The sequence below is a fragment of the Actinokineospora enzanensis DSM 44649 genome, from assembly GCF_000374445.1.
Taxonomy (GTDB): Bacteria; Actinomycetota; Actinomycetes; order Mycobacteriales; family Pseudonocardiaceae; genus Actinokineospora; species Actinokineospora enzanensis.
In genome coordinates, this window is sequence record NZ_KB894404.1 from 388,726 (window position 1) to 409,018 (window position 20,293).

Below are 20,293 nucleotides of genomic sequence, written 5' to 3' on the forward strand. Positions count from 1 at the left end.
CCGGCGCGGACCACCCGGTCGGCACCCCGACCGGATGAACCACCGCCGTTTCCGAGCACGGAACAACCCGGGAATTCAACCAGCCGGAATGAGGCATCCCGCCGAAAGGCGCCCCTACCTTCGCCCTGTGACACTCCCCAGAACCCCTCTCCCGCGCGCGGTCGCGATCCTCGTCGGAATGGCGGCCCTCGTCATCGTCATCGCGGGCATGTCGGTGGCCGCCTGGCTCATCGCCCCGCTCGTCCTCGCCCTGGTCATCGTCATCGGCCTGAGCCCGGCCCCGCGCTGGCTGCGCGCCCGTGGCGTGCCCGCCTGGCTGACCACCACGATCCTGGTCGTCCTCGTCTACGCGGTCCTGGCGCTGATCGTGTTCGTGCTGGTCGTCTCCATCGCCCGGCTGGCCGAGATCCTGCCCGGCTACTCCCGCCAGGCGACCGAGTTCGTCGACCACCTCGCCCGGTTCCTGGCCCGCTTCGGCGTGGACCGCCAACAGGTGCACGACGCCCTGAACGGGATCGACCTCGACCGGCTGGCGAGCTTCTTCGGCTCGCTGCTGGACGCCGTCACCGGGATCGGCGGCGGACTGGTCTTCCTGCTCTCCCTGTTGCTGTTCCTCAGCATCGACGCCGCCAGCGCCGACGACCGGTTCGACATCGTGGCGAAGGACCGCCCCTACATCGCCCGGTCGCTCACCGGGTTCGTCCGCGACACCCGCCAGTACCTCTGGGTGACCACGATCTTCGGCTTCCTCATCGCCGTCCTGGACACCGTCGGCCTGATGTTCCTGGACATCCCGCTGCCCATCCTCTGGGGCGTGCTGTCGTTCATCACCAACTACATCCCCAACATCGGTTTCCTGCTCGGCGTCGCCCCACCGGCGCTGCTCGGCTTGCTGGCGGGCGGCTGGCAGCTCATGCTGGGCGTGATCGTGTTGTACGCGGTGCTCAACTTCCTGCTCCAGTCGGTCGTCCAACCGCGCTTCGTCGGCGACGCGGTGGGCCTGTCCGGGACCACGACCTTCGTGTCGCTGATCCTGTGGAGCTGGGTGCTCGGCCCGCTCGGCGCGATCCTGGCCGTGCCGCTGACCCTCCTCGCCAAGGCGCTGCTGGTCGACGTCGACCCTCGGGCGCGGTGGGTGCACGCGCTGGTGGCCAGCGGGCAGCGGTTGCGGCTGGACGAGGAGGACGACGGTGGCGTTCGGCGAGGTGGTGGGTGAGCTGCTCCCGCTGGCGGTGGGGGTGGCGGTGAGTCCGGTGCCGGTGCACGCGGTGCTGGCGATGGCGCCGGAGCGGGCAGGCGGGTTTCGGATCGGGTGGGTGGTCGGTTCGCTGGCCGTGCTGTCGGTGTGTGCGACGGTGCGGGTGCCCGCGGTGTCCTGGGTGAAGATCGTGCTCGGGGTCGTGTTGTTGGTGCTGTCCGCTTTGCAGTGGCGGCGTCATCAGGCTGTGGATGATCCGCCCGTGTTGCCCAAGTGGACTCGCGGGCTGGACGCTGTCGGGGCAGTCAAGGCGACTGCACTGGGGGTCGCCTTGGTGGTGCTCACGCCGAAGAACCTGGTGTTGCTTGTCGCGGGCGGGTTGGTGTTGGGGGCCGCGGATCTCGGGTTCGTGCAGGACGCGGTCGCCGTGCTGGTGTTCGTGGTTGTCGCCGCGCCGACCGTGGTGATCCCGGCCGATCGGTATGGGGATGTGGAGCGGACTCGGGCCTGGTTGGTTCGGGACCATGCTTCGATCACCGCTGTGTTGCTGTTGGTGCTGGGGGTCGTGCTTATCGGCCGCGGCTTCTGAGCTGCGCGGGTTCGACGGCGGTCGACCTGTTTCGTAGGACACGCCGATGGCCCGGCCGTCGCGGCCGGGCCATCGGGGTCGACGGTTCAGGCGACCTCTCTGCCGTAGACGACGACGGCCCAGATGACGACCACGTCCAGGACGATCGCGATGATCGACCAGACGGGATACGCGGGCAGGAATGCCAGCTGGGTCAGGGCATTGATCCCGGCCAGCACCACCGCCGCCACCCGGGCCCAGATGGCGCCGGTGAACAACGCGAAACCGGCCAGCGTCACCACGATCCCGACGATGAGGTGCAGCCATCCCCAGCCGGTCAGGTCGAACACGAGCAGGCGGCCCGCGGTGACTGTGTAGTACTCGTCCTGGAACAGGGCCACGAGGCCGTTCACGACGGTGAACAACCCCACGAGGATCATCATCACCGCGCCGAACCAGATCCAGCCGACCCAGGCCGAGTCACGGCGGGGGTAGTAACCGTCGTCATCGGTGCGTGTCTGTTCGACCGTGCGGTACATACTCATCTCAGGTAGCTCCCGTCCCTGTTGTGAACCTGCGTTCCGGTTGTTTTCGTCACTTCCTCCTCCAGGGGTTCCAGGACCGCTGTGAACGGCCCAGAGACGGGAACCTGCTCGGGGCAGGTTCCCGCCCCGGTGCCGATGGCACTGCCGCACGACAACATCCCCGCGACACCACCGTCGGCCGCCGTTGCTCAGGCGAAGGCCATGCGCAGGGCGCTCTCCTGCTCGTCGGACAGGTTGGTGTGCACGAGCTCGGCCTCCTCGCCGGGGAACTCCTCGCGGAACCGGTCGAGGACGACGTCCTCGGTCATCAGGAACAGGGCCGAGGAGCCCGGTCCCACGGTGGCCCGCACCTCGTCGATGAAGCGGTCGTCGATGCCGATGTCGGTGAACTTGCCGCCCAGCGCGCCGGTCGCGGCGCCGATGGCCGCGCCGATCAGCGGCATGAAGAACAGGATGCCGAACAGCATGCCCCAGAACGTGCCGGTGAGGGCGCCGGAGCCGACCAGGCTGTGCAGCTGCCGAGTGCGCGGCTTCTTGTCCCCGACGGGCCACGTCACGACCGCGGCGTCGACCAGGGTGAGTGTTCCCTCCCGCCGCATCCGCTCCAGGGAGCGTTGGGCTTGCTCGGCACCCTCGGCCGTGTGGAACTTCCATACCGTCAAGGTGGTCATGCGTGTCCTTTCTGGACTTGTCGAGCCGCTGACCACCTCAGCGTCGGCCACCGCCGCGGGCGCCTCTTCGTCCGGGCCGGGTGAACGATCAGGGCAGGGCGCGGATCATGTCCGCGAACACGCGCAGCAGCAGGGGCGCGTCCAGCACGCTGAGCAGGACGGTCGCGACCGGGTCCGGCGGGTCCCCGGGGGCGGCCGACCGTTTCACCGAGGCCAGCAGCACCACCAGGAACAACACCGTCGTCAGGGACTTCGCCCGCCGGGATCTCACTCCCGCTCCTGTTCGGCCTCGCGCACCAGGCGGTCCGCGGCGGACTCCACCGGCGCGTCGGTCGCGACACCGAGTTCGCGCAGCATCTCCCACGCGGTCGCGCTGTCGGTGCCGTGCCGGGCGACCAGTACGCCTTTCGCCTGTTCCACCACGTCCCGCCCGTGCAACAGGTCCAGCGCGCGGTCGGTTCCGGTGCGCGGACCCGCGGTCGCGACGAGCGCGGCCACGCCCGCCGCGACCAGTCGCTCGTGTCTGCGCAGCACCGCCTGGGCCGCCGCGGTCGGCGGTTCCGGCAGGTACACCGCGAGCACGAGCCTGCTGCCGTTGTCCCGCAGGCCGGGCAGCGCCGCGGCGCCCCGGACGGCGCGCAGCGCGTCCGCCCGGTTCGGCGCGCCCGCCGCGGCGCGGTCCAGGGACAGGCCCGGCCAGCGCCGGTCGCCCCAGAGGTCGGCGGTGGACACCGGGGCCCCGCCCAGCGCCGCCTCGGCGCTGGGCCCGGTGTTCGCGCGCTGCTGGGTCTCCTCCAGCGCGCGTCCCACCCCCCGACCCGCGAACACCACGGGTCGCGGGTGCGGGCTGCGCGGCCGCGGCGCGCTCACCGACACCCCGAGCGCGCCGGGCAGGTCACCGCTGATGCCGTGCAGCACCACCCGCATGAGTCCTTCCAGCCAGGAGTCCTTCGTCCGCACCGTCGCTCCTTTCGCGGAACCGCACTTGCCGACGCCAGCCTCCGTGCCCCCGTGCCGGTGGTCATCCCCCGCCGTGGATGACCGGTGACTCAGAGCAGCCCCTGCCTGCGCGCGGCCACCACCGCGTCGCGCCGCTGTCGGACGCCGAGCTTGCGGTAGATGCCGCGCAGGTGCGTCTTGACCGTGTTGGCCGAGACGAACATGGACTCCGCGATCTCGTCGACCGTGCGCATGGACGGCAGCTCCAGCAACAGCTCCAGCTCCCGGCTGGTGAGCGGGTCCGCGGTGGCCGCGTCCACCGGCAGTGCCGCCAGCGTGGACACCGCGAACCGGTCGAGCCTGCCGAACCGCCCGGCGCCCTCGGCGAGGATGTCGCGCACGGCGCGCCGCGCGGTGAGGAACGGTCGGATGGTGCGGACCGGCTCCGCGCTGTGCAGGGCGCGGCTGACGGCCTCGTGCGCGCGGTGCGGGTTCTCGCCGCGGTCGACGAGCGTCGCCTCCAACAGCCAGGCGTCGATCATCGTGGTGCTGATCAACGGCCGCAGCTCCCCGGACAGCACCGGTCCGAGGAGTCTGCGGGCCTGGATCACGCGGCCGTGATGCGCGTGCGTGATCGCGAACAGCACCGCGAGCTCGGCGTGGCCGGTGAGCGCCGCCTGGCTGCCCTCCACCAGTTCCACCGCCCGGCCCGGTTCGCCCACCCGCAGGGTCATCCGCACGAGCGTCGGCAGCATCATGGCCACCAGCTGTGGGCTCACCTGTCGGGTCGTCAGCTGCCGCCACTTCTGATGCGCTGTACGCACAACGGCGTGCGGATCGGGGGAGTCCTCGAAGGCCACGAACGCGGCCAGGCTGTGCCGGGCCAGTTCCACCGTGGGCTCCTCGTGCTGCGGCGCCGTCTGTTCAGCCAGAGTTGACAGCCGCTTCGCCTCCGCGGCAGCGCCTTGCTGGTACGCGTAGCAGCCCAGCAACACGTACGCGGCGGAACACGGCCACTCCCGTTCCCAGCCGTGCGTGGTCGCCAGGTGCAACGCCCGGCGGGCGCGGCGTTCCATCTCCGGCAGGTCCGTGCGCAACGCGGCCGCGATCGCGAACTGCACCTTGGCCTGCACGGCCAGCCAGGGAAGGTCGTCCCGCAGGCAGGTCTGCACCACCCGGCTCAGCTCCGCCTCCGCGGCCTCCGGATCACCGAGCCACAGCGCCGCCGTCCCGCGTGCCTGCCAGGTCAGTATGTCCACCTGGGGGTCGCCGGTCGGTTTGGCCCGAACCTGCGGTGGAACCCCGGAGGCGTCGAGATGCGCGCGCCGCAGGAGGGTGACCTCGTGCAGCGCGCGCACCCGGTCCGGCCACGGCGCGTGGTCGGAGTCGGCGATGTGCGCGAGAAAGCCCTCCGCGGCTGCGGGATCCGGCACCTGCAACGCCGCGAGCGCGGCGGTGACCGCGAACAGGGGAGAGGACAGACGCTCCTCGGGCAGAGTGGACACCGCCGCGCACAGGCGTCGGCCGTGGCCGCGCAGGATCTCTCTCAGTCCGTCGGTCTCCACCAGTTCGGCGGTCAGGTCCGGGTCCTGGGCCAGTTCCGCGTGCTCCAACGCGGCCGCGACGTCACCCTCGCCGCGGAACCACCGCGCCGCGGTGAGGTGCAGACGTTGCGACGACCCGGGCCGGGTGCGTGCCAGCTCCGCGCGCAGGTGCTCGCGCATCAGCGGGTGGTAGCGGTACCACTCGCCCGCCATGTCGTCGCACCGCACCACGAGGGAGTTGCTCCGTCCCAGGTTGTGCAGGATCGTCCCCGCGTTCCGCAGGCCGGACAGCACCACCGCCAGCTCCGCGCTGACTCGGTCGCAGACGCTGGTGGACAACAGGAACTGCCGGATGTGCGGGGGGTGCATGGCGAGAACTTCTTCGGCCAGGTAGTCGGTCGCGAGCGGATCCTCCGCCGGGAACCCCGCCAGATCACGGGATTCCCCGGTGTCCCCGGCCAGCCACAGCGCGGCCAGCCGCACCCCGGCCACCCAGCCCTGCGTCCGGTCCAGCAGGGACGACAGGTCGTCCGGGGCGAGCTCGATGTGATGCCCGACCAGGAACACCTCCGCCTCCGCGCGGGTGAACGCGAGCTCACGGCCGTCGATCTCGCGCAGCCGCCCGTCCAGGCTCAACCGGGACAGGTGCACCGGCGGCGTCCGGCCGGACAGGATCAGCCGCAGATGGTCGGGCGTGTGCCGGATCAGCGTCGCCACCACACCGAGCACCGCCTGGTCGCGCAGCTCGTGCACGTCGTCGAGGACCAGGCAGGTGTGCGCGGTCAGGTCGTCGATCACGCCCACCAGGTCCCCGAACGGGTCCGCGGGCTCCGGTCGCGGTTCCGGGGCGCCGGTGAGCGCGGCGTGGATGGTCGCCCACAACCGCCCGGGTTCGTTGTCGCGTTGGTCCACTGTCGCCCACCGCACTTCCACGCCGTCCGGGGGCGTACTCGCCCACGACGCCAACGCGGATGTCTTGCCCGAGCCCGCCGGGCCGTGCACCACGGTCACCGCCGGGGGCGTGCCCGGGTCGGTGACGTAGCCGTCCAGTGTGGCGGCGAGCCGGTCCCGCCAGGGCCGGGTCGCGGCGCGCGTGGGCACCCGGACCTTGCTGGTGGGCACGGCGGCCCGGACGTGGACTGGCGATTCGTTCTGGTCCCGCATCGTGCGTACCTGCTCCTCTTCACGCGGTTGGTCGCATCAGGCCGGTCCGCGGATTGGCTTATCGCCGCCCGTCGAAATCCGAGTCGCCTGCTATCCCTCTCTTCGGCGAGTAGATCGTCGGGACTTAATGACGGGCGTCACCTCCGGCGGGCGAAACAAGTTCACATGCCCCCGCTGACCGGCGCGAAGAGGTTGTCGGACAGCGCAATCCGAGACCGGTCGGGGGCCGGGTGTGATTTGGGCCTCGCCGCCGTTTACGCATATGGGAAGGCATTGCGGAGGGTTCCGGCCGGGCATTCCCAGTATGCGCGGAATAATGGCAACGAGAAGTCGCCGAGATCGTTCACCCGGGACGGGTGACGATCTTGGTCCGGACGCGCGAACGCCCCGCGCCCGGAGTGGGCGCGGGGCGTCACGGATCCCGGTCACCCGGGGGTACGGGCCCGGTGGGGGACCGGGCCGGGCGGTCGGGTGCCGAGGATCGGTCCGGCTCAGCCGAAGACCTGAGGGACCGCGGTGGTGACCGCGGGCAGCGCGGCCACCGCGATCGCGGTGCCGATGGCGCAGCTGAGCAGGAGGAGCCGGGCGGCGGCGAGCAGCCGGGAGGGGCGGCCCCGCGACCGGGTCGGTCTGGGTTCGCTGGCGGCCAGGGCGTTGGCGAGTCGTGTCATCGCGTCCCCTTTTCTCGCATCTCGCACGGCGTCGGTTCCTCGGACGGTGCCGGGGCGCCCGAGATCAGCACTGGCACCGGTGTCGGGTCCGGCCGACAGGCGCTCGGCACCGCGACCCCGATTTCGCGGCGGGCGCGCCGGACCCGACACCGGCGGACGGTGCCGGGGCCCGCGTGGCCCACGGTGGCCCCTCCGCGCTCCGTCCGACCTCAATCCTGCGGCCGTGCGCCGGGTGGATCGTCACCTGATCGGGGCGAGATCACCCTGTCGGGCAATGGAAGCGTTGCAAAACCGGGTCACGGCGGCGGCGTGCAGGCCCGGCGCGGCGGCGAGGAAGCTCGGCGCGTCCGGCGTCCACGGCCGACCCGTCGCGGTCGTGATCACGGCACCGGCCTCCCGGGCGATCAAGGACGCGCCGAGCAGGTTCTCCCGGTCGAGGCCGAACTGCCAGAACAGGTCCACGCGTCCGGCGGCGACATCCGCTATCTGCCAGGACGTCGGCCCGAGGTTGCGTACGGCCGCGACTGCGTCCAGGACGTACGGCAATGCGTGCCCCGCGACGCGGTTGGCGTCCGGCTGTCGTGTGTGTGGGTGGCTGGTGGTCGCGAGGGCGGCGTCGAGAGAGGTCTTGGCGGACGGTCTGACGGGCTGTCCGTTGCGCCACGCGCCGCTGCCCGCCTCCGCCGCGTAGGTCTCGCCTACGAACGGAGAGTGCAGCACGGTGAGAACCGGTAGCCCTTCCCGGACCAGGGTCACGGAGACACACCACTGCGGCAGGCCCTGCAGGTATTGGACCGCGCCGTCCATGGCGTCCACGACCCAACCGTCACCGGCCCCGCGCGCCCACGCGGGGCCGAGCGCGACGAGCCGGGTGCGCAGTTCGTCGGTCAACGGACCGTCGAGCGCGACGAACTCGGCGTACAGCTCGTCGAGCGTGGCGGGCCCGGAAGTACGGGTGGGGACGGTGGCGGCGACGTCCTGGACGATCTCGATCACTGAGGTCAGCATGCGACGAGAGTTGCACCTGGGCGGCTCGATCAGCGACCATCTGGTCACGAAATGAGCGAAAGCGGACACCGATGACCGAGATGTTGCCGGAACTGGACCAGCGGGTGGCCTCCGCCCTCCAGGTGGACGGCCGCGCGGGCCCGGGGCGCATCGCGGCGGCACTGCGCGTCTCCGCGCGCACGGTGACCCGCAGCCTGAGCCGGATCGCGAGCGCGGTGCGGGTCGTGCGCGTCCCGGATCCGCGGCACGGCCTGCCCGCCACGACCATGCTGCGGATCCGCGTACTGCGCGGCCGGGTCGAGGTGATCGCGGACGCACTGGCCCGTCGTCCCGAAGTCCTGTTCGTGGACGTCCTCGCGGGTGGGGAGGAGATCAGCACGGTGGTGGTGGGCGGCCGTCCGGAACTGCCCACCGGCCAAGCAGTCACCAGCGTGCGCGCCTACTCGGTGATGCACGTGTTCTCCGATGCGGCCGACTGGCGCACGGGACTGCTCACGCCCGAGGAGACAGCCGCGCTCACGCCGCCCGCGCCCACACTGCGTCTCGAACCCGACGAGTTGGACACGCGGATGCTGGCGGTACTCGGCACGGACGCCCGGATCGGGTCGGCGGACCTGGCTGCGGCAGTGCACGCGCCGGAGTCGACCGTGCGGCGGCGCCTGGAACGGCTGTCCGTCGCCGGCTTGTTGCGTACGTGCGTGGTCGCCGATCCCCGGGTGTTCGGCCTGACCGTCGACGCGAACGTGTGGCTGACCGTGCCGCCGGGACGCCTGGACGACCTGGGCCGCCGCCTGGCCACGTCACCACTGGTGCACGGCGTGCTGGCGACCACCGGCGAGACCAACCTGATGGCGGCCGTGTTCTGCCGCGACCTGCCCGCCCTGTACGAGTTCGTCACCGGCCTGCACGACGTCCCGGCCGCCGAGGTGACGGTCGTCGGCGGCGCGGTGATGCGGGTCGGTCACCGGCCGGGGTGACCACCGCGGACGATCCACTTCCGATCCGGTGATGTCGGACGGTCACCGGTGGGGCGCGGGCACCAGCAGCTCGGCGACCTCGTCGGCGATCGCCGGTGCCAACCGGTATCCGCTGCCGTTGGCCGCGCCCGCGAAGACGACCCGGTCGTCGGCGAGAGCCGTGACGAGCGGTTCCCGGGTGGTGCTGTAGGCATCGCAGAACACCCGGCCGGAGCCATTCCTGTCCACCAGGCTCGGCGCACAGTCGCGCAACGCCCGGCCTGCTTCCTCGATGTCGTGTGTGGACAATCCACAGGCGACTGTCGCCGGGTCGACGTCCCATTCCTGGCAGGTGTAGCTGAACAGCCAGTGGCCCGCGTTCCGCAGTGGCAGCAGGAAAGCGTCCACGTCCTCGTACACCACCACACCCGCGTCGGGCGGCACGGGCCCGTCGACGTGCAGCGCGACGACCTTCTTGACCCGTGCGCCGAGCGGGGCGACCAGGTCCCGCCACGCGCCGGACGACAGCCATGGGCCCGGCGCCAGCACGAGCCTGCGGCTGACCACCCGCTCACCCGAGTCGAGCCGCACCACCACACCGTCCGATGTCGACTCCAGCGCGTTGACCCGTGCGCTCTCCCGGATCTCGACGCGGTCGCGCAGCCCGGCGGCCAGTGCCCGGGTCAGCTGGTAGACGTCGGCGTACTGCGCCCCGTGCGCGCGCCACATCCGCGCACCGGTGGGCACGTGCTCACGCGGACCGTCGAACGGCTCCAGCCTGGCGTCGTCCACATAGGCCGCGGGCGGGTCCTCGCCGGAGCCGACCACGAACATGTCCACCGGCCGGATGGGCAGTTCGGGGTGCCCGGCGAGCAGCCGCTCATACCAGGCCTGGCTGTACGAGGTCATCCGGCGCACCCGCCCGGTCGCGCCGCGCGGGATGTGCAGGCCCGCCGAACGCCTGCTCGCGCCGCTGCCGACCATGTCCTGGTCGAGTACGACGAGCCGGGCGCCGGGCAGTCGGTCGGCCAGCTCCCGGGCGATCACGCAGCCGAGGATCCCGCCCCCCACGATGGTGACGTCGGCGGTCATCCCTCACACCCCCTCGGTGACGCCGTCGAGGGCGGGGGCACAGGACCAGTTCAGGAACGACGGCACCTGCTCGGGGGTCTTGGTCCCGAGCAGCCGGTCCATGATCCGTCCGCTGCGCCAGGCGACCAGGCTGAGGTTGGGGTCGGCGAGGCCGCGCTGCCCGCGCGCGCCGTTCTGCACGAAGATGTCGTGCCCGGCCGGTCCGTCCCAGCGGATCGCGAAGTCCTGGTCGATGCCCGGCTCGTCGCCCTCCCAGGACAGCCGGTCCGCGATCGGCGCGAGGAGGTCGAAACCGGTCGGGCGGAACCCGGTCGCCCACACCACGACGTCCGCGCCGAGACACTCGGCGGCCGAGGGAGCGGTGGCGTTCTCCAACCGCAGTTCCCAGCCGCCGTGCGGTTTCGGTGTCACGGTGGTGACCGCGCGGCCGGGGTAGAGCGCGAACGTGTCGCGCGCGCCGTCGATGAGGCGTTCCTCGTAGCAGCGTTGGTAGATAGCCCGCAGGGTGTGCGCCGAGATGCCGTCGCTGGCGAGCACGTTCCGCGTGTTGAACATCTCGCGGACCGCGCGGTCGAGACCGGCGAAGTGGTCGGAGAAGCAGGGGAGGAAGAAGTCATTGGTGAACGGGGAATCGTCGATGGGCAGGTAGTTCCCGCGTCGAGACACCCAGGACACCGTGGCGGGGCGCCGATCGCGGGGTCGGGACAGCAGGTCCAGGAACGCCTCGGCGCCCGACTGCCCGCCGCCGACGACCACCACGCGCAGGCCGGTGAGGTCGGCCGCCTTGGTGGCGTAGTCGTTGACGTGGAACTGTCGATCGCCGAGGAGATCGGCCACACCGTCCGGCACCCACGGCCGCGTCCCGACGCCGAGTACCACGTTGTCGGCCGTGAGCACCCGTTTGTCGGTGTGCAGCCGGAAGACGCCGTCGAACGAGACGGAACGGACGTACTCGCCGAAGGTGATGTTCTCGATGTTCTCGCACACCCAGGACAGGTAGTTGCGGAACTCCCGGCGGGGCACGGCCTCGAACTGGGCGTTGATGAACTGGTAGATCCGGCCCTGCGCGTGCAGATAGGACAGGAACGAGAACCGGTTCGTGGGATCCGCCAGCGTGACCAGGTCCTTGAACAGCGACACCTGCAGGGTGGCGCCGGGGATCTGCTGGTCGTCGTGCCAGCCGAAGGCCGGTTTGCCCTCCAGGAACAGGCTCGACAGCTCCGGGCGGCCGTGCAGCAGCGATGCCAGGCTGAGGTTGGCGGGTCCGGCGCCGATCCCGACGCAGCCGAAATGCGTCCCGGGCATGGCGGGGGGTGCGGACTGCGGGGACTGTGCTGACTGCGAGGACTGCACTGTGGTGACCTCCGTGGTAGTCGGTGACCCGCGCGGAGGAGTCGAGCGGCGCGGCCGGTGGATCACCGCCGCCCCAACGTGATTCGTGCACGACCGCCCCCGAGGCCCTGCCGTCGAGGCGGTTCGACGCCGCGCACCGGCGGGTTCCAGGGTAGCCACCGCCGGGCGAACCGCCGCAAGCGCGGACCGGTGTCATCACTCGGATGCCGCAACAGGTCACGAATCGACCTCCGGACAACCCTTTTGCGGTATCCCGCAGGACCGCCCGGCGAATTCCTACCCTCCACTAAGGACTCGATAGTTACGAATCAGGAGGACATGACCTGGAAACATCCACTTAATCCAGGGAATTCATGCCTGTTGGCGGACGTGGGCGAGTGTTACCTGGTAGACATGGTCGGGTGGGCCGCGCACGCGACACCTCGGGGGTGTTCCATCGTTTGGGGGATTGAAATCGACAGGGTCGCGCTCGATGCTGGACGCGATCGGCCGTGGGGTCACGGCGCGCCTGGGGGCGCGAATCGCATGTCCGTGCACGGGAATTCCCGGACCCGGCGGACGGTGTCGTGCGGTCTCGTCCGAACCGTCGTGGCCCGAGCCACGGTCCATTCCATTATGGACATCGTGGTCCCGGGGGGCGACCCGCGGGCGGCCACCGCCAGGTAGGGAATCGTCTCGTGCCTCCGCCCGGACGGTCGGCTCGCGACCGGTTTGCCGCGTACTGCGAGGAGAAACCTGTGATCACCAGCGTGTACGACCACGCCGCGCTCAGCGCGGCGTTCGGCATCGACATGGCGGACATCCCCGGCCTCGGGGTCGGCGCGGGCTGGGGCCGGGTGCCGCCCGGCGGGCGGTCCGACCCGCACCAGCACGACGAGGTGGAGGTGTTCGTCATCGTGCGCGGCCACGGGCACCTCGTGGTCGACGGTGCGCGCAGACCGGTCACCGAGGGCACGGTGGCGCTGTTCGAGCCGTTCGAGACCCATGTGGTGGCGAACACCGGGGACACCGACCTGGTCTTCACCACCTTCTACTGGCGCGACCAGCCCCGGGCCGCTCGTCGCGCGAACCGGACCGTGGGCCGGGGCTTCGACCGCAGGCCGGTGTTCGTGTTCTCCACCCCGCCGACCCCCAACGGCGACCTGCATCTCGGCCACCTGTCCGGCCCCTACCTCGGCGCCGACGCCTACGTGCGCTTCCAGCGGATGAACGGCGTCCGGGCCTGGCACCTCACCGGCAGCGACGACTTCCAGAGCTACGTCCAGTCCCGGGCGCGCAAGGACGGCACCACCCCGGCGGAGACCGCGCGCCGGTTCAGCACGGAGATCGCCGCCACGCTGCGGCTGATGGACATCGAGCCGGACCAGTACACGGTGACCACCGCCGACCCGGACTACCCGCCCGCGCTGACCGCGTTCTTCCGGCGTCTGCTCGACTCCGGCCGCGTCGCCCCGCAGGACGCGCCCGCGCTGTTCGACGCCGAGACGGGGGAGTACCTCTACGAGTGCGACGTGCACGGCCTGTGCCCCACCTGCAAGGCCGTGACGGGCGGCAACATCTGTGAGGAGTGCGGCGAGCCGAACCAGTGCGTCGACCTGGTCGCGCCCGTGTCCAACCGGTCGGACCGCGCGCCCCGGCAGGACTCGGCGCGTCGCTACTCGCTGCCGTTGCACGAGTTCCGCGAGGAGATCCGCGCGCACCACAACCTGGGCCGGGTCCCGGCCCGGCTGCGCGAGCTCGCCGACCGGGTGCTGGCCCGGGACGAGTTCCACCTCCCGGTGAGCCACCCGTCGTCCTGGGGCGTGCCCACGCCCACAGTGCCTACCGCGCCCACCGCGCCCACCGCGCCCGCTGTGCCTGTTTCGGATGGGCCGGAGCAGGTCGTGTGGGTGTGGCCGGAGATGGCGTTCGGTTTCCTGCACGGCATCCAGGCGCTGGGCGGGCGCCTCGGCGAGGACTGGCAGGCCGACCGGCCGTCGGCGGACTGGAAGATCGTCCACTTCTTCGGCTACGACAACAGCTTCTACCACTCCGTCCTGTACCCGGCGCTGTACCGGCTCGCCCACCCCGACTGGGAACCGGACATCGACTATCACGTGAACGAGTTCTATCTGCTGGACGGCGAGAAGTTCTCCACCAGTCGCGGCCATGCCATCTGGGGCAAGGAACTGCTCGGTCCGGACACCGTCGACGCGGTCCGCTTCCACGTCGCGCGCACCCGTCCCGAGGGCAGGCGCACCGACTTCCGGCTCGCCGACTACCACGCCGTCGTGCGCGACACGCTCATCGGGCGCTGGCAGCACTGGCTCACCGACCTGGGCGCGCGGGTCGCCGAGCAGTACGGCGGCCGCGCCCCGGACGCGGGCATCTGGACACCGGAGCACACCGCACTGCTCGGCAGGTTGCGGGTCCGCCTCGCCGCGGTCACCACCGCGCTCGGCGCGGACGGCTTCTCCCTCAACGCCGCCGCGGCCGAACTCGACGGCATCGTCGACGACGTGCTGAGGTTCTCCCTGGCCGAGCGCGCCGCGGCGGGCATCGACCACTGGGGCAGCCAGAACCGCACCGCGATCGCGCTGGAGCTGGCCGCCGCCCGACTGCTCGGCCGGGTGGCCGCGCCGCTCATGCCCCGGTTCGCCGCCGGGCTGGCCGCGGCGCTGTCCGACGACGAGCCCGACCGCTGGCCGAGCCTGGTCGACCTCGTCCCGGCGGGCACCCCCGTCGACCTCGCCGACCGGATCTTCTTCGGTTCCCCGACCCCGTCAACGCCCCCCGGAGGTACCCGCCCGTGATCGACTCGACAGAACGCGTCCGGCAGCTGCTCACCGACGGCGCGGAGGACGAGCTCGGCCGCGCCGAGCTGGCCCCGGACGGCCGCTACCAGCTGCGGCCGACCACCCTGGCGAGCATGTCCGAGTACGTGTCGCGGACCCTCGCCGACGGCTTCGCTGGCCGCGGGCCCGCGGAGTTCCCGCTGCTCGTGGTGGGTTGGGGGAAGTGCCGGGTCGGCTCAACCGCGCTCACCAACCTGTTCGGGGTCGCAGGCGTCCCGGCCTACTACCAGCCGGTCAAGACCATCGCCCGGCACGCCATGACCGGCGGGCAAGGCGCGCCGTGGCGGTTGCCCGATGGCCAGGACGTGCTGTTCGCCAAGGAGATGGCCGGACCGTACGTGCACTACGAGACGCTGTTCGACCCGATCCGCTGCCTGGTGGACGCCGGGTGGCCCGCCGAGCGGCTGCACCTGCTGGTGCTCGACCGGGAACCGGTGGCGTCGTTGAACTCCTGGCTGGTGAAGTGGACGGGCAAGATCGGTCGGCAGCGCGTGCTCGACAACTTCGAGCTGTCGTCGCTGAACTACCCGCGGATGCGCGCGCGGGCGCGGGAGGTCGGGGTCGCGGTGACGCACTTCGCCTACGAGGCCAGCCGGTCGCCCGCGTTGTCCGTGTCGCGGCTGTTCGACCGGCTGGGCATCGCGCACCGCTACGACGACACGGTGATCTCCGACTGGGGCGCCCGGGGCGACCTCAACTCGGACACGGCCACGATCGTCTACCCGGACGAGCCCGAGCCGTACTTCGTCCCCGGCCTGCACTCGTCCGGCGACGGCTACAGCTACCGGCGCACCGACCAGGTGGCGCTCACCCCGGCGGACGAGGAGCTTGCCCGGCGCGCGGACATCGAGGAGATCTACCGGACATCCGTGCGCGAGTGCGCGCGTGCGCTCGACCTCGCCGACCTGGTCGACCTGCCCGTGCGGTCGTGAGCCGGGCACCCGGACCCGCCTGGCCGCCGATGATGCGGCTGTTCGCCGGGGGCACGCTGGTCAACGCCTTCGGCAACGGCCTGTTCATGGTCGGCTCGCTGCTGTTCTTCACCCGGGTGCTGGGGCTCGCGGCCGCGGCCGTCGGCGTCGGCCTGACCGTCGCGGAGATCGTCGGGCTGGCCGTCAGCGCGCCGATCAGCGGCCTGGCCGACCGGTTCGGCGCCAGGCGGGTGCTGTGCGCGCTGCTGCTGGTGCAGGGCGCCGCGACGCTGTTGTTGCTGCTGCCGCGCTCGCTCGCCTGGTTCACCGCGGTGGCGATCCTCTACTCGGTGGGGCAGAAGGCGGCCCGGGGCGTGAACAACGCCCTGATCGCGATCGTGGGCGCCGACGACCGGGTGGTGGTCCGGGCGCGGCTGCGGTCGGTGAACAACCTGGGCATGTCGGTCGGGTCCCTGGCGGCGGGCGTGGCGGTGGCGGTGGACACGCCGCAGGCGTACACGGTGTTGTTCGTCGTCGACGCGATGACGTTCCTCGGCGCCGCGGCGCTGCTGTGGCAGGTCCGGTGGGCGGCGGCGAGCAGCGCCACCGGGGTCGTACCGAGTCTCCGGGCGGTATTGCGGGACCTGCGGTACCTGCGGCTGACCGCGGTGAACGCCGTGGTCAGCCTCCAGTACTCGGTCCTCACCGTCGCGCTGCCGCTGTGGCTGGCCGACCGGACCAGCGCGCCCCGGTGGCTGCTCTCGGTCCTGCTGGCCGTGAACACGATGATGGTGGTGCTGTTCCAGGTGCGGGCCAGCGTGCGGATCACCTCGGTGACCGCGGCCGCGGCCCACCTGCGGCGCGCGGCCGTGCTCTTCCTGGTCGGCGTGTCGGCGCTGGGCCTGGCGGCGCTCGCCGGTCCGTGGCTCGCCGCCGCGCTGCTGCTGGCCGGGGTGGTCGTGCACACCGTCGCGGAACTGTGGCACGCGGCCGCCGCGTTCGAGGCGAGCGTCGCGCTGGCCGAGCCCGACCGGCACGGCGCCTACCAGGGGGTGTTCGCGCTCGGCCAGGGGATCGCCGAGTCGCTCGCGCCGGTCGCGTTGCTCGCGCTGTGCCTGGGGCTGGGGGTACCGGGATGGTTCCTGGTGGCCGCGGCCCTGCTGGCGGGGGGAGTGCTGATGGCATCGCAGTTGGACAGTGCAGAACGAAGGGGGCAGAGGCGTGTCGGCCACACTGTGTGAGGTCCGGGACATCGGGAACGACAAGCTGTGGGCGCGGCTGTGGGCGGCCGATGTCACGCAGCCGCCGTACTACCAACCCGCGGAGCTGCTGGCCGCCGCGCGGCACCTGCAACCGGTGTACTACCTGCCCGACGACCTGCGTTACGAGCAGAACCGGGACACCCTGCTGGGCTTCGAGCCCGAGCACGTGGTGGCGGTGGACGACGACGGGCCCGTGCTCGGCCTCGCGCTCACCGTCGAGCGGCACGTCGACGGCACCCGGCTGTCCTGCTTCGGCAAGCCCCTCTACCTGGTGGTCGACGGGTCCGCGGCCGAGTCCCGGGTCGCCGCCGCGGCCGGGCCACTGTGGACCAGGCTCACCGAGCTGGCGGGGGAGCACGGGGTGGCCGGCTACCACGTGCGGGACTTCCTCGTCGGCGGCCGCCTCTCTCCGCTGAGCGAGCGTGTCCTGCGCGCGGGCGGCCGCGCGAACCCCTACTTCGTCCAGGTAGTCGACCTGCGCCCGGAGCTGTCCGAGATCTGGTCCGGGCTGCGCGACAACCACCGGCGCATCCTGCGCAAGCGGACCGGGCAGGTGCGGCTGACGGTCGTCGGGGCGGACACCGTCCGCCCCGAACACGGGGACCTGATGTCCCGGCTGCACCGGATCATGCGCGGCAGCACGGTGCGGTCGGCCGACTACTGGCGTGCCGTGGTCGAGGGCGTGCGCGCCGACGAGGGATTCCTGGTGGTCGCCGAGGAGGACGGCGCCGAGGTCGCAGGCGCGCACTTCGCCATGTCCGACCGCGCCGCCTTCTACTCCACGGCGGCCCACGACCCCGAGCGCAAGGGCGTGGGACTGAGCCACGTGGTGCTGTGGCGGGCGATCGAGCACGCCAGGGAACGCGGCTGCGCCGGTTTCGAGGTTGGCGACCGGGTCTATCCCGGGCAGCATCGGTTCGTGGACGACAAGCTGCAGAACATCAGCCACTTCAAGGCCGGGTTCGGCGGCGGGGCCGCACTGCGGGTGGACGTGCTCGCGGGCACCGGGAGCGAGGGGGAGGCGTGACCGAGACCCTGCTGGGCGACGCGCTCGCCGGGTTCGCGGCGGCAGGCGCGCCGCCACCGGACGTGCGCGCCCGTCGGCAACGGCTGGCGGAGTTCGTGCGTTCGGTGGAGCCCCGGGTCTGGCAGGCTCCGGAGTCGCTGTGGGGCCGTCTGCGGCAGGTGTTGGGCTGGGACGACGAGTCGCTGCACGCGTTCGTCCACGCGCCGATGATCGTGCACAGCTCGACGCACGTCAGCATGAACGCCTTCGCGCCGATGATGGTGTTCCCGTGGTTCTGCCTGCGCGCGTGTCATGTGGACGGTGCCGTCCACCTGCGCACCCAGGTCACCCACAACAACCTCAGCGACAGCCGGTGGAAACCGCACGTCTGGTGGCGCGCCGACGCGGCCGGACGGGTGGCGCGCACTCAGTTGTTCAGCCGCGGACCGAAGTTCGAGCACCAGGTGCTGCTCGGCCAACCCGTGCCCGACCTGCCGGGCGACCTGTGCCCGACCGACGCCGAGGCCGTGGACCTCGCCCGGCACGCCACGAACTTCGCCTACTTCGCGATGATCTACCGCATGGCGCTGGAACGTCACGCCGGACTGCACCGTCCCGGTGCGACGGTCGAGATCCCGATCGACCTGATGAACGCACACGTCCTGGCAGGCCCGGACCGTGCGCGCTGGGCGGACGCCCTGCACGAACTGGGCCTGGTGCTGCGCGAGGTGGGCCAGGACAACAAGCTCCGCGAACTGCCCGCCGCCGAGGTCGCGGGGGCGCGCGGGGCGTTGATCTGCCCGAACTACATCAACGTCGGCCAAGCGTACCGGCTGGGCATCTCGGCGACCATGGGCGCGGAGAAGATGTCGGTCTACCTGGCCGAGATGAACGAGGTCCTCGCCGACTTCTACCCCCGCATCGGCGAGACCTGCGCCTTCCCCCAGTTCCTCGGTGTCTCCCGGTTCGACGTCGACCGTCTTGCCCCGCTGTCGGAGTCGTGGCGGGCCGAGCTGGGGTCGTCCGGTCGTACCTCGTTGCCGCTGGTGGTCGCCCAGCACGGGACCGAGCTGGTCGGCCTGCTCGACCGGGCGTTGACCGAGCCGGTCGGGACGATCGCCGACATCGTCACGCTGCGGGGGTAGCGCTGCTTCGCTGACCGGGCGGCCCTTGACGGCCGCCCGGCGATTCCCCTGAGGTCGGGCCCATTCTCTCCGCCCTCTGGCGAAGTGCTATTACTATCCGCCATCAACTATCGAGATAATCGGTGGTCGATGCACACGGTCGGCACGACAGATGTGGTCCGTTCGCCGAGCCAAGTGGGTAGCCGAGTATCCCGTGCGGGTACCGATACCGGTGACAGCAGCCCACAAAACGCCAGGAGCGGCCGGGCCTCAGCCGAGCCGGACGGGCAGTTCGATCAGGCCCCGGTTGCGGAAGGACGGTTGCCACCGCAGATCGCCTGCGGGCACGGCGAGGGTGATGTCGCGTTCGAGCAGCGCGGCGAACGCCACGGCGGCCTCCACCTGGCTGAGCCGGGAGCCGAAGCTGCGGTGGATGCCGTGCCCGTAGCTCAGGTGTGGGTTCGGGGCCCGGTCCAGTCGCAGGTCCTCCGGGGACTCGAATACCTCCGGGTCGTGGTTGGCCGACGCGATGCCCAGCAGGACGGTGTCCCCGGCCGGGACGACTGTGCCCGCGATGTCCACATCCGTCACCGGGAAGCGGCGGATCGCGAACTGGAGGGGCTGGTCGAACCGGGTCAGTTCCTCGATCGCCGACGGCAGCAGGTCGGGGGAGTCCCGCAGCGTGGACAGCCGGTCCGGGCGCGTGAGCAGGGCGGCGACGCCGTTGCCGATCAGGTTGACCAGGTTCTCGTAACCCGCCCACAGCGCCAGGAACGCCAGCGAGACCAGTTCGTCCTCGGTGAGCCGGTCTTCGTCGTCCCGCACCGCGATCAACGCGGACAGCAGGTCGTCGGCAGGCTCGGCTCGCTTGCGTGCGACCAGGTCGAGCAGGAACGCCTGCATGGCCATCACCGCGTCGCGCGCGGCGGTGGGCGGCTGGTCGGCGCGGGGGGAGAGCAGCACGGTGGTCCACGTGCGGAAGCGGTCGTGGTCCTGTGCGGGAACACCGAGCAGGTCGCCGATGACACGTACCGGCAATGGGGCGGCGAAGGAACTGATCAGGTCTACCGGTTCGCCGGAAGGCAGTGAGGTCAGCAGTTCGCGCGCTGCTACCTCTATCGAGGGCGCCAACGCCTCTACCCGGTTCGGGGTGAACGCACCGGCGATGAGACGGCGCAGGCGAGTGTGGTCCGGTGGATCGAGGTTGAGCAGGTTGGCGTCCAGTGCCGGTGGCAACGAGAAGCCCCGGTAGCCCGCACTCGCGTTGGTGCGGTCCAGTGACAGACGCGGGTCGGCGAGGCCTTCACGGACGTCGGCGTACCGGGTCACCAGCCACGCCTTCGCACCGTCCGGTGTGGACACGTGGTGGACACCGCCGTCCGCACGGAGGCGGGCGTACGCCGGGTAGGGGTCGGCGTGGAAGGACTCGCCGAACAGGTCCATGGGT

18 protein-coding genes are annotated in these 20,293 nt (G+C 71.4%); 8 read left to right on the forward strand and 10 right to left on the reverse strand.

What is annotated here, in order from left to right:
- The first annotated feature begins 127 nt into the window (after positions 1-127).
- Together C503_RS37800 and C503_RS0104030 are read left to right on the forward strand one after the other, a co-directional pair.
- Positions 128-1,216 carry an AI-2E family transporter gene (locus tag C503_RS37800; RefSeq protein ID WP_033400168.1) on the forward strand — a complete coding sequence of 363 codons (1,089 nt, stop codon included), beginning with the start codon at positions 128-130 and terminating at the stop codon, positions 1,214-1,216.
- Positions 1,191-1,787, forward strand: a complete 597-nt coding sequence (locus tag C503_RS0104030; protein WP_018680921.1) for a GAP family protein — start codon at positions 1,191-1,193, stop codon at positions 1,785-1,787. The genes C503_RS37800 and C503_RS0104030 overlap by 26 nt, the downstream gene beginning before the upstream one ends.
- A gap of 86 nt (positions 1,788-1,873) precedes the next feature.
- Here the strand turns inward: C503_RS0104030 and C503_RS0104035 are convergent, their stop codons facing one another.
- From C503_RS0104035 to C503_RS0104065, 7 genes are all read right to left on the reverse strand, one after another.
- Positions 1,874-2,305: a DUF7144 family membrane protein gene (locus C503_RS0104035; RefSeq protein ID WP_018680922.1), complete on the reverse strand. Its 432-nt coding sequence runs from the start codon at positions 2,303-2,305 to the stop codon at positions 1,874-1,876.
- 194 nt (positions 2,306-2,499) lie between these two features.
- Entirely contained in the window at positions 2,500-2,982 is a 483-nt protein-coding gene (locus tag C503_RS0104040; protein WP_018680923.1) for a DUF1269 domain-containing protein, read from the reverse strand.
- Between the two features lie 88 nt (positions 2,983-3,070).
- Positions 3,071-3,253 carry a hypothetical protein gene (locus tag C503_RS0104045; RefSeq protein ID WP_018680924.1) on the reverse strand — a complete coding sequence of 61 codons (183 nt, stop codon included), beginning with the start codon at positions 3,251-3,253 and terminating at the stop codon, positions 3,071-3,073.
- On the reverse strand, positions 3,250-3,942 hold the full coding sequence (locus C503_RS37805; RefSeq protein ID WP_018680925.1) for an ANTAR domain-containing protein: 693 nt from the start codon (positions 3,940-3,942) through the stop codon (positions 3,250-3,252). Before C503_RS37805 ends, C503_RS0104045 begins: the two co-directional genes overlap by 4 nt.
- Before the next feature lie 89 nt (positions 3,943-4,031).
- On the reverse strand, positions 4,032-6,629 hold the full coding sequence (locus C503_RS0104055; RefSeq protein WP_018680926.1) for a winged helix-turn-helix domain-containing protein: 2,598 nt from the start codon (positions 6,627-6,629) through the stop codon (positions 4,032-4,034).
- A 491-nt stretch (positions 6,630-7,120) separates the two neighbouring features.
- Positions 7,121-7,300, reverse strand: a complete 180-nt coding sequence (locus C503_RS0104060; RefSeq protein WP_018680927.1) for a hypothetical protein — start codon at positions 7,298-7,300, stop codon at positions 7,121-7,123.
- 240 nt (positions 7,301-7,540) lie between these two features.
- Positions 7,541-8,308 carry an inositol monophosphatase family protein gene (locus C503_RS0104065; RefSeq protein WP_018680928.1) on the reverse strand — a complete coding sequence of 256 codons (768 nt, stop codon included), beginning with the start codon at positions 8,306-8,308 and terminating at the stop codon, positions 7,541-7,543.
- A gap of 71 nt (positions 8,309-8,379) precedes the next feature.
- Between C503_RS0104065 and C503_RS0104070 the strand changes: the two genes are divergently transcribed.
- Complete coding sequence (locus C503_RS0104070; protein ID WP_018680929.1) at positions 8,380-9,285, forward strand: Lrp/AsnC family transcriptional regulator; 906 nt, start codon at positions 8,380-8,382, stop codon at positions 9,283-9,285.
- A gap of 42 nt (positions 9,286-9,327) precedes the next feature.
- On the opposite strand, the gene C503_RS0104075 is transcribed toward C503_RS0104070, so the two are convergent.
- Together C503_RS0104075 and C503_RS37810 are read right to left on the reverse strand one after the other, a co-directional pair.
- Positions 9,328-10,356, reverse strand: a complete 1,029-nt coding sequence (locus tag C503_RS0104075) for an NAD(P)/FAD-dependent oxidoreductase (protein ID WP_018680930.1) — start codon at positions 10,354-10,356, stop codon at positions 9,328-9,330.
- Positions 10,357-10,359: 3 nt separating this feature from the next.
- Positions 10,360-11,661 carry a lysine N(6)-hydroxylase/L-ornithine N(5)-oxygenase family protein gene (locus C503_RS37810; RefSeq protein WP_033400224.1) on the reverse strand — a complete coding sequence of 434 codons (1,302 nt, stop codon included), beginning with the start codon at positions 11,659-11,661 and terminating at the stop codon, positions 10,360-10,362.
- Positions 11,662-12,446: 785 nt separating this feature from the next.
- Between C503_RS37810 and C503_RS0104085 the strand changes: the two genes are divergently transcribed.
- The 5 genes from C503_RS0104085 to C503_RS0104105 are packed head-to-tail and all read left to right on the forward strand — an operon-like array spanning position 12,447 to position 18,867.
- Positions 12,447-14,501, forward strand: coding sequence for a class I tRNA ligase family protein (locus C503_RS0104085; protein WP_018680932.1), 2,055 nt, complete (start codon positions 12,447-12,449; stop codon positions 14,499-14,501).
- Positions 14,498-15,475, forward strand: a complete 978-nt coding sequence (locus tag C503_RS0104090) for a sulfotransferase (RefSeq protein WP_018680933.1) — start codon at positions 14,498-14,500, stop codon at positions 15,473-15,475. The genes C503_RS0104085 and C503_RS0104090 overlap by 4 nt, the downstream gene beginning before the upstream one ends.
- Positions 15,472-16,695, forward strand: a complete 1,224-nt coding sequence (locus tag C503_RS37815) for an MFS transporter (protein ID WP_156892946.1) — start codon at positions 15,472-15,474, stop codon at positions 16,693-16,695. Before C503_RS0104090 ends, C503_RS37815 begins: the two co-directional genes overlap by 4 nt.
- Positions 16,676-17,743 (forward strand): GNAT family N-acetyltransferase, encoded by a 1,068-nt coding sequence (locus C503_RS0104100; protein ID WP_018680935.1) that lies wholly within the window; start codon positions 16,676-16,678, stop codon positions 17,741-17,743. Before C503_RS37815 ends, C503_RS0104100 begins: the two co-directional genes overlap by 20 nt.
- The gene (locus C503_RS0104105) at positions 17,740-18,867 is read left to right on the forward strand and encodes a hypothetical protein (RefSeq protein ID WP_018680936.1); all 1,128 of its coding nucleotides are present in this window, start codon (positions 17,740-17,742) and stop codon (positions 18,865-18,867) included. Before C503_RS0104100 ends, C503_RS0104105 begins: the two co-directional genes overlap by 4 nt.
- A 249-nt stretch (positions 18,868-19,116) precedes the next feature.
- Here the strand turns inward: C503_RS0104105 and C503_RS0104110 are convergent, their stop codons facing one another.
- Entirely contained in the window at positions 19,117-20,289 is a 1,173-nt protein-coding gene (locus C503_RS0104110) for a cytochrome P450 family protein (protein ID WP_018680937.1), read from the reverse strand.
- Positions 20,290-20,293 lie beyond the last annotated feature (4 nt).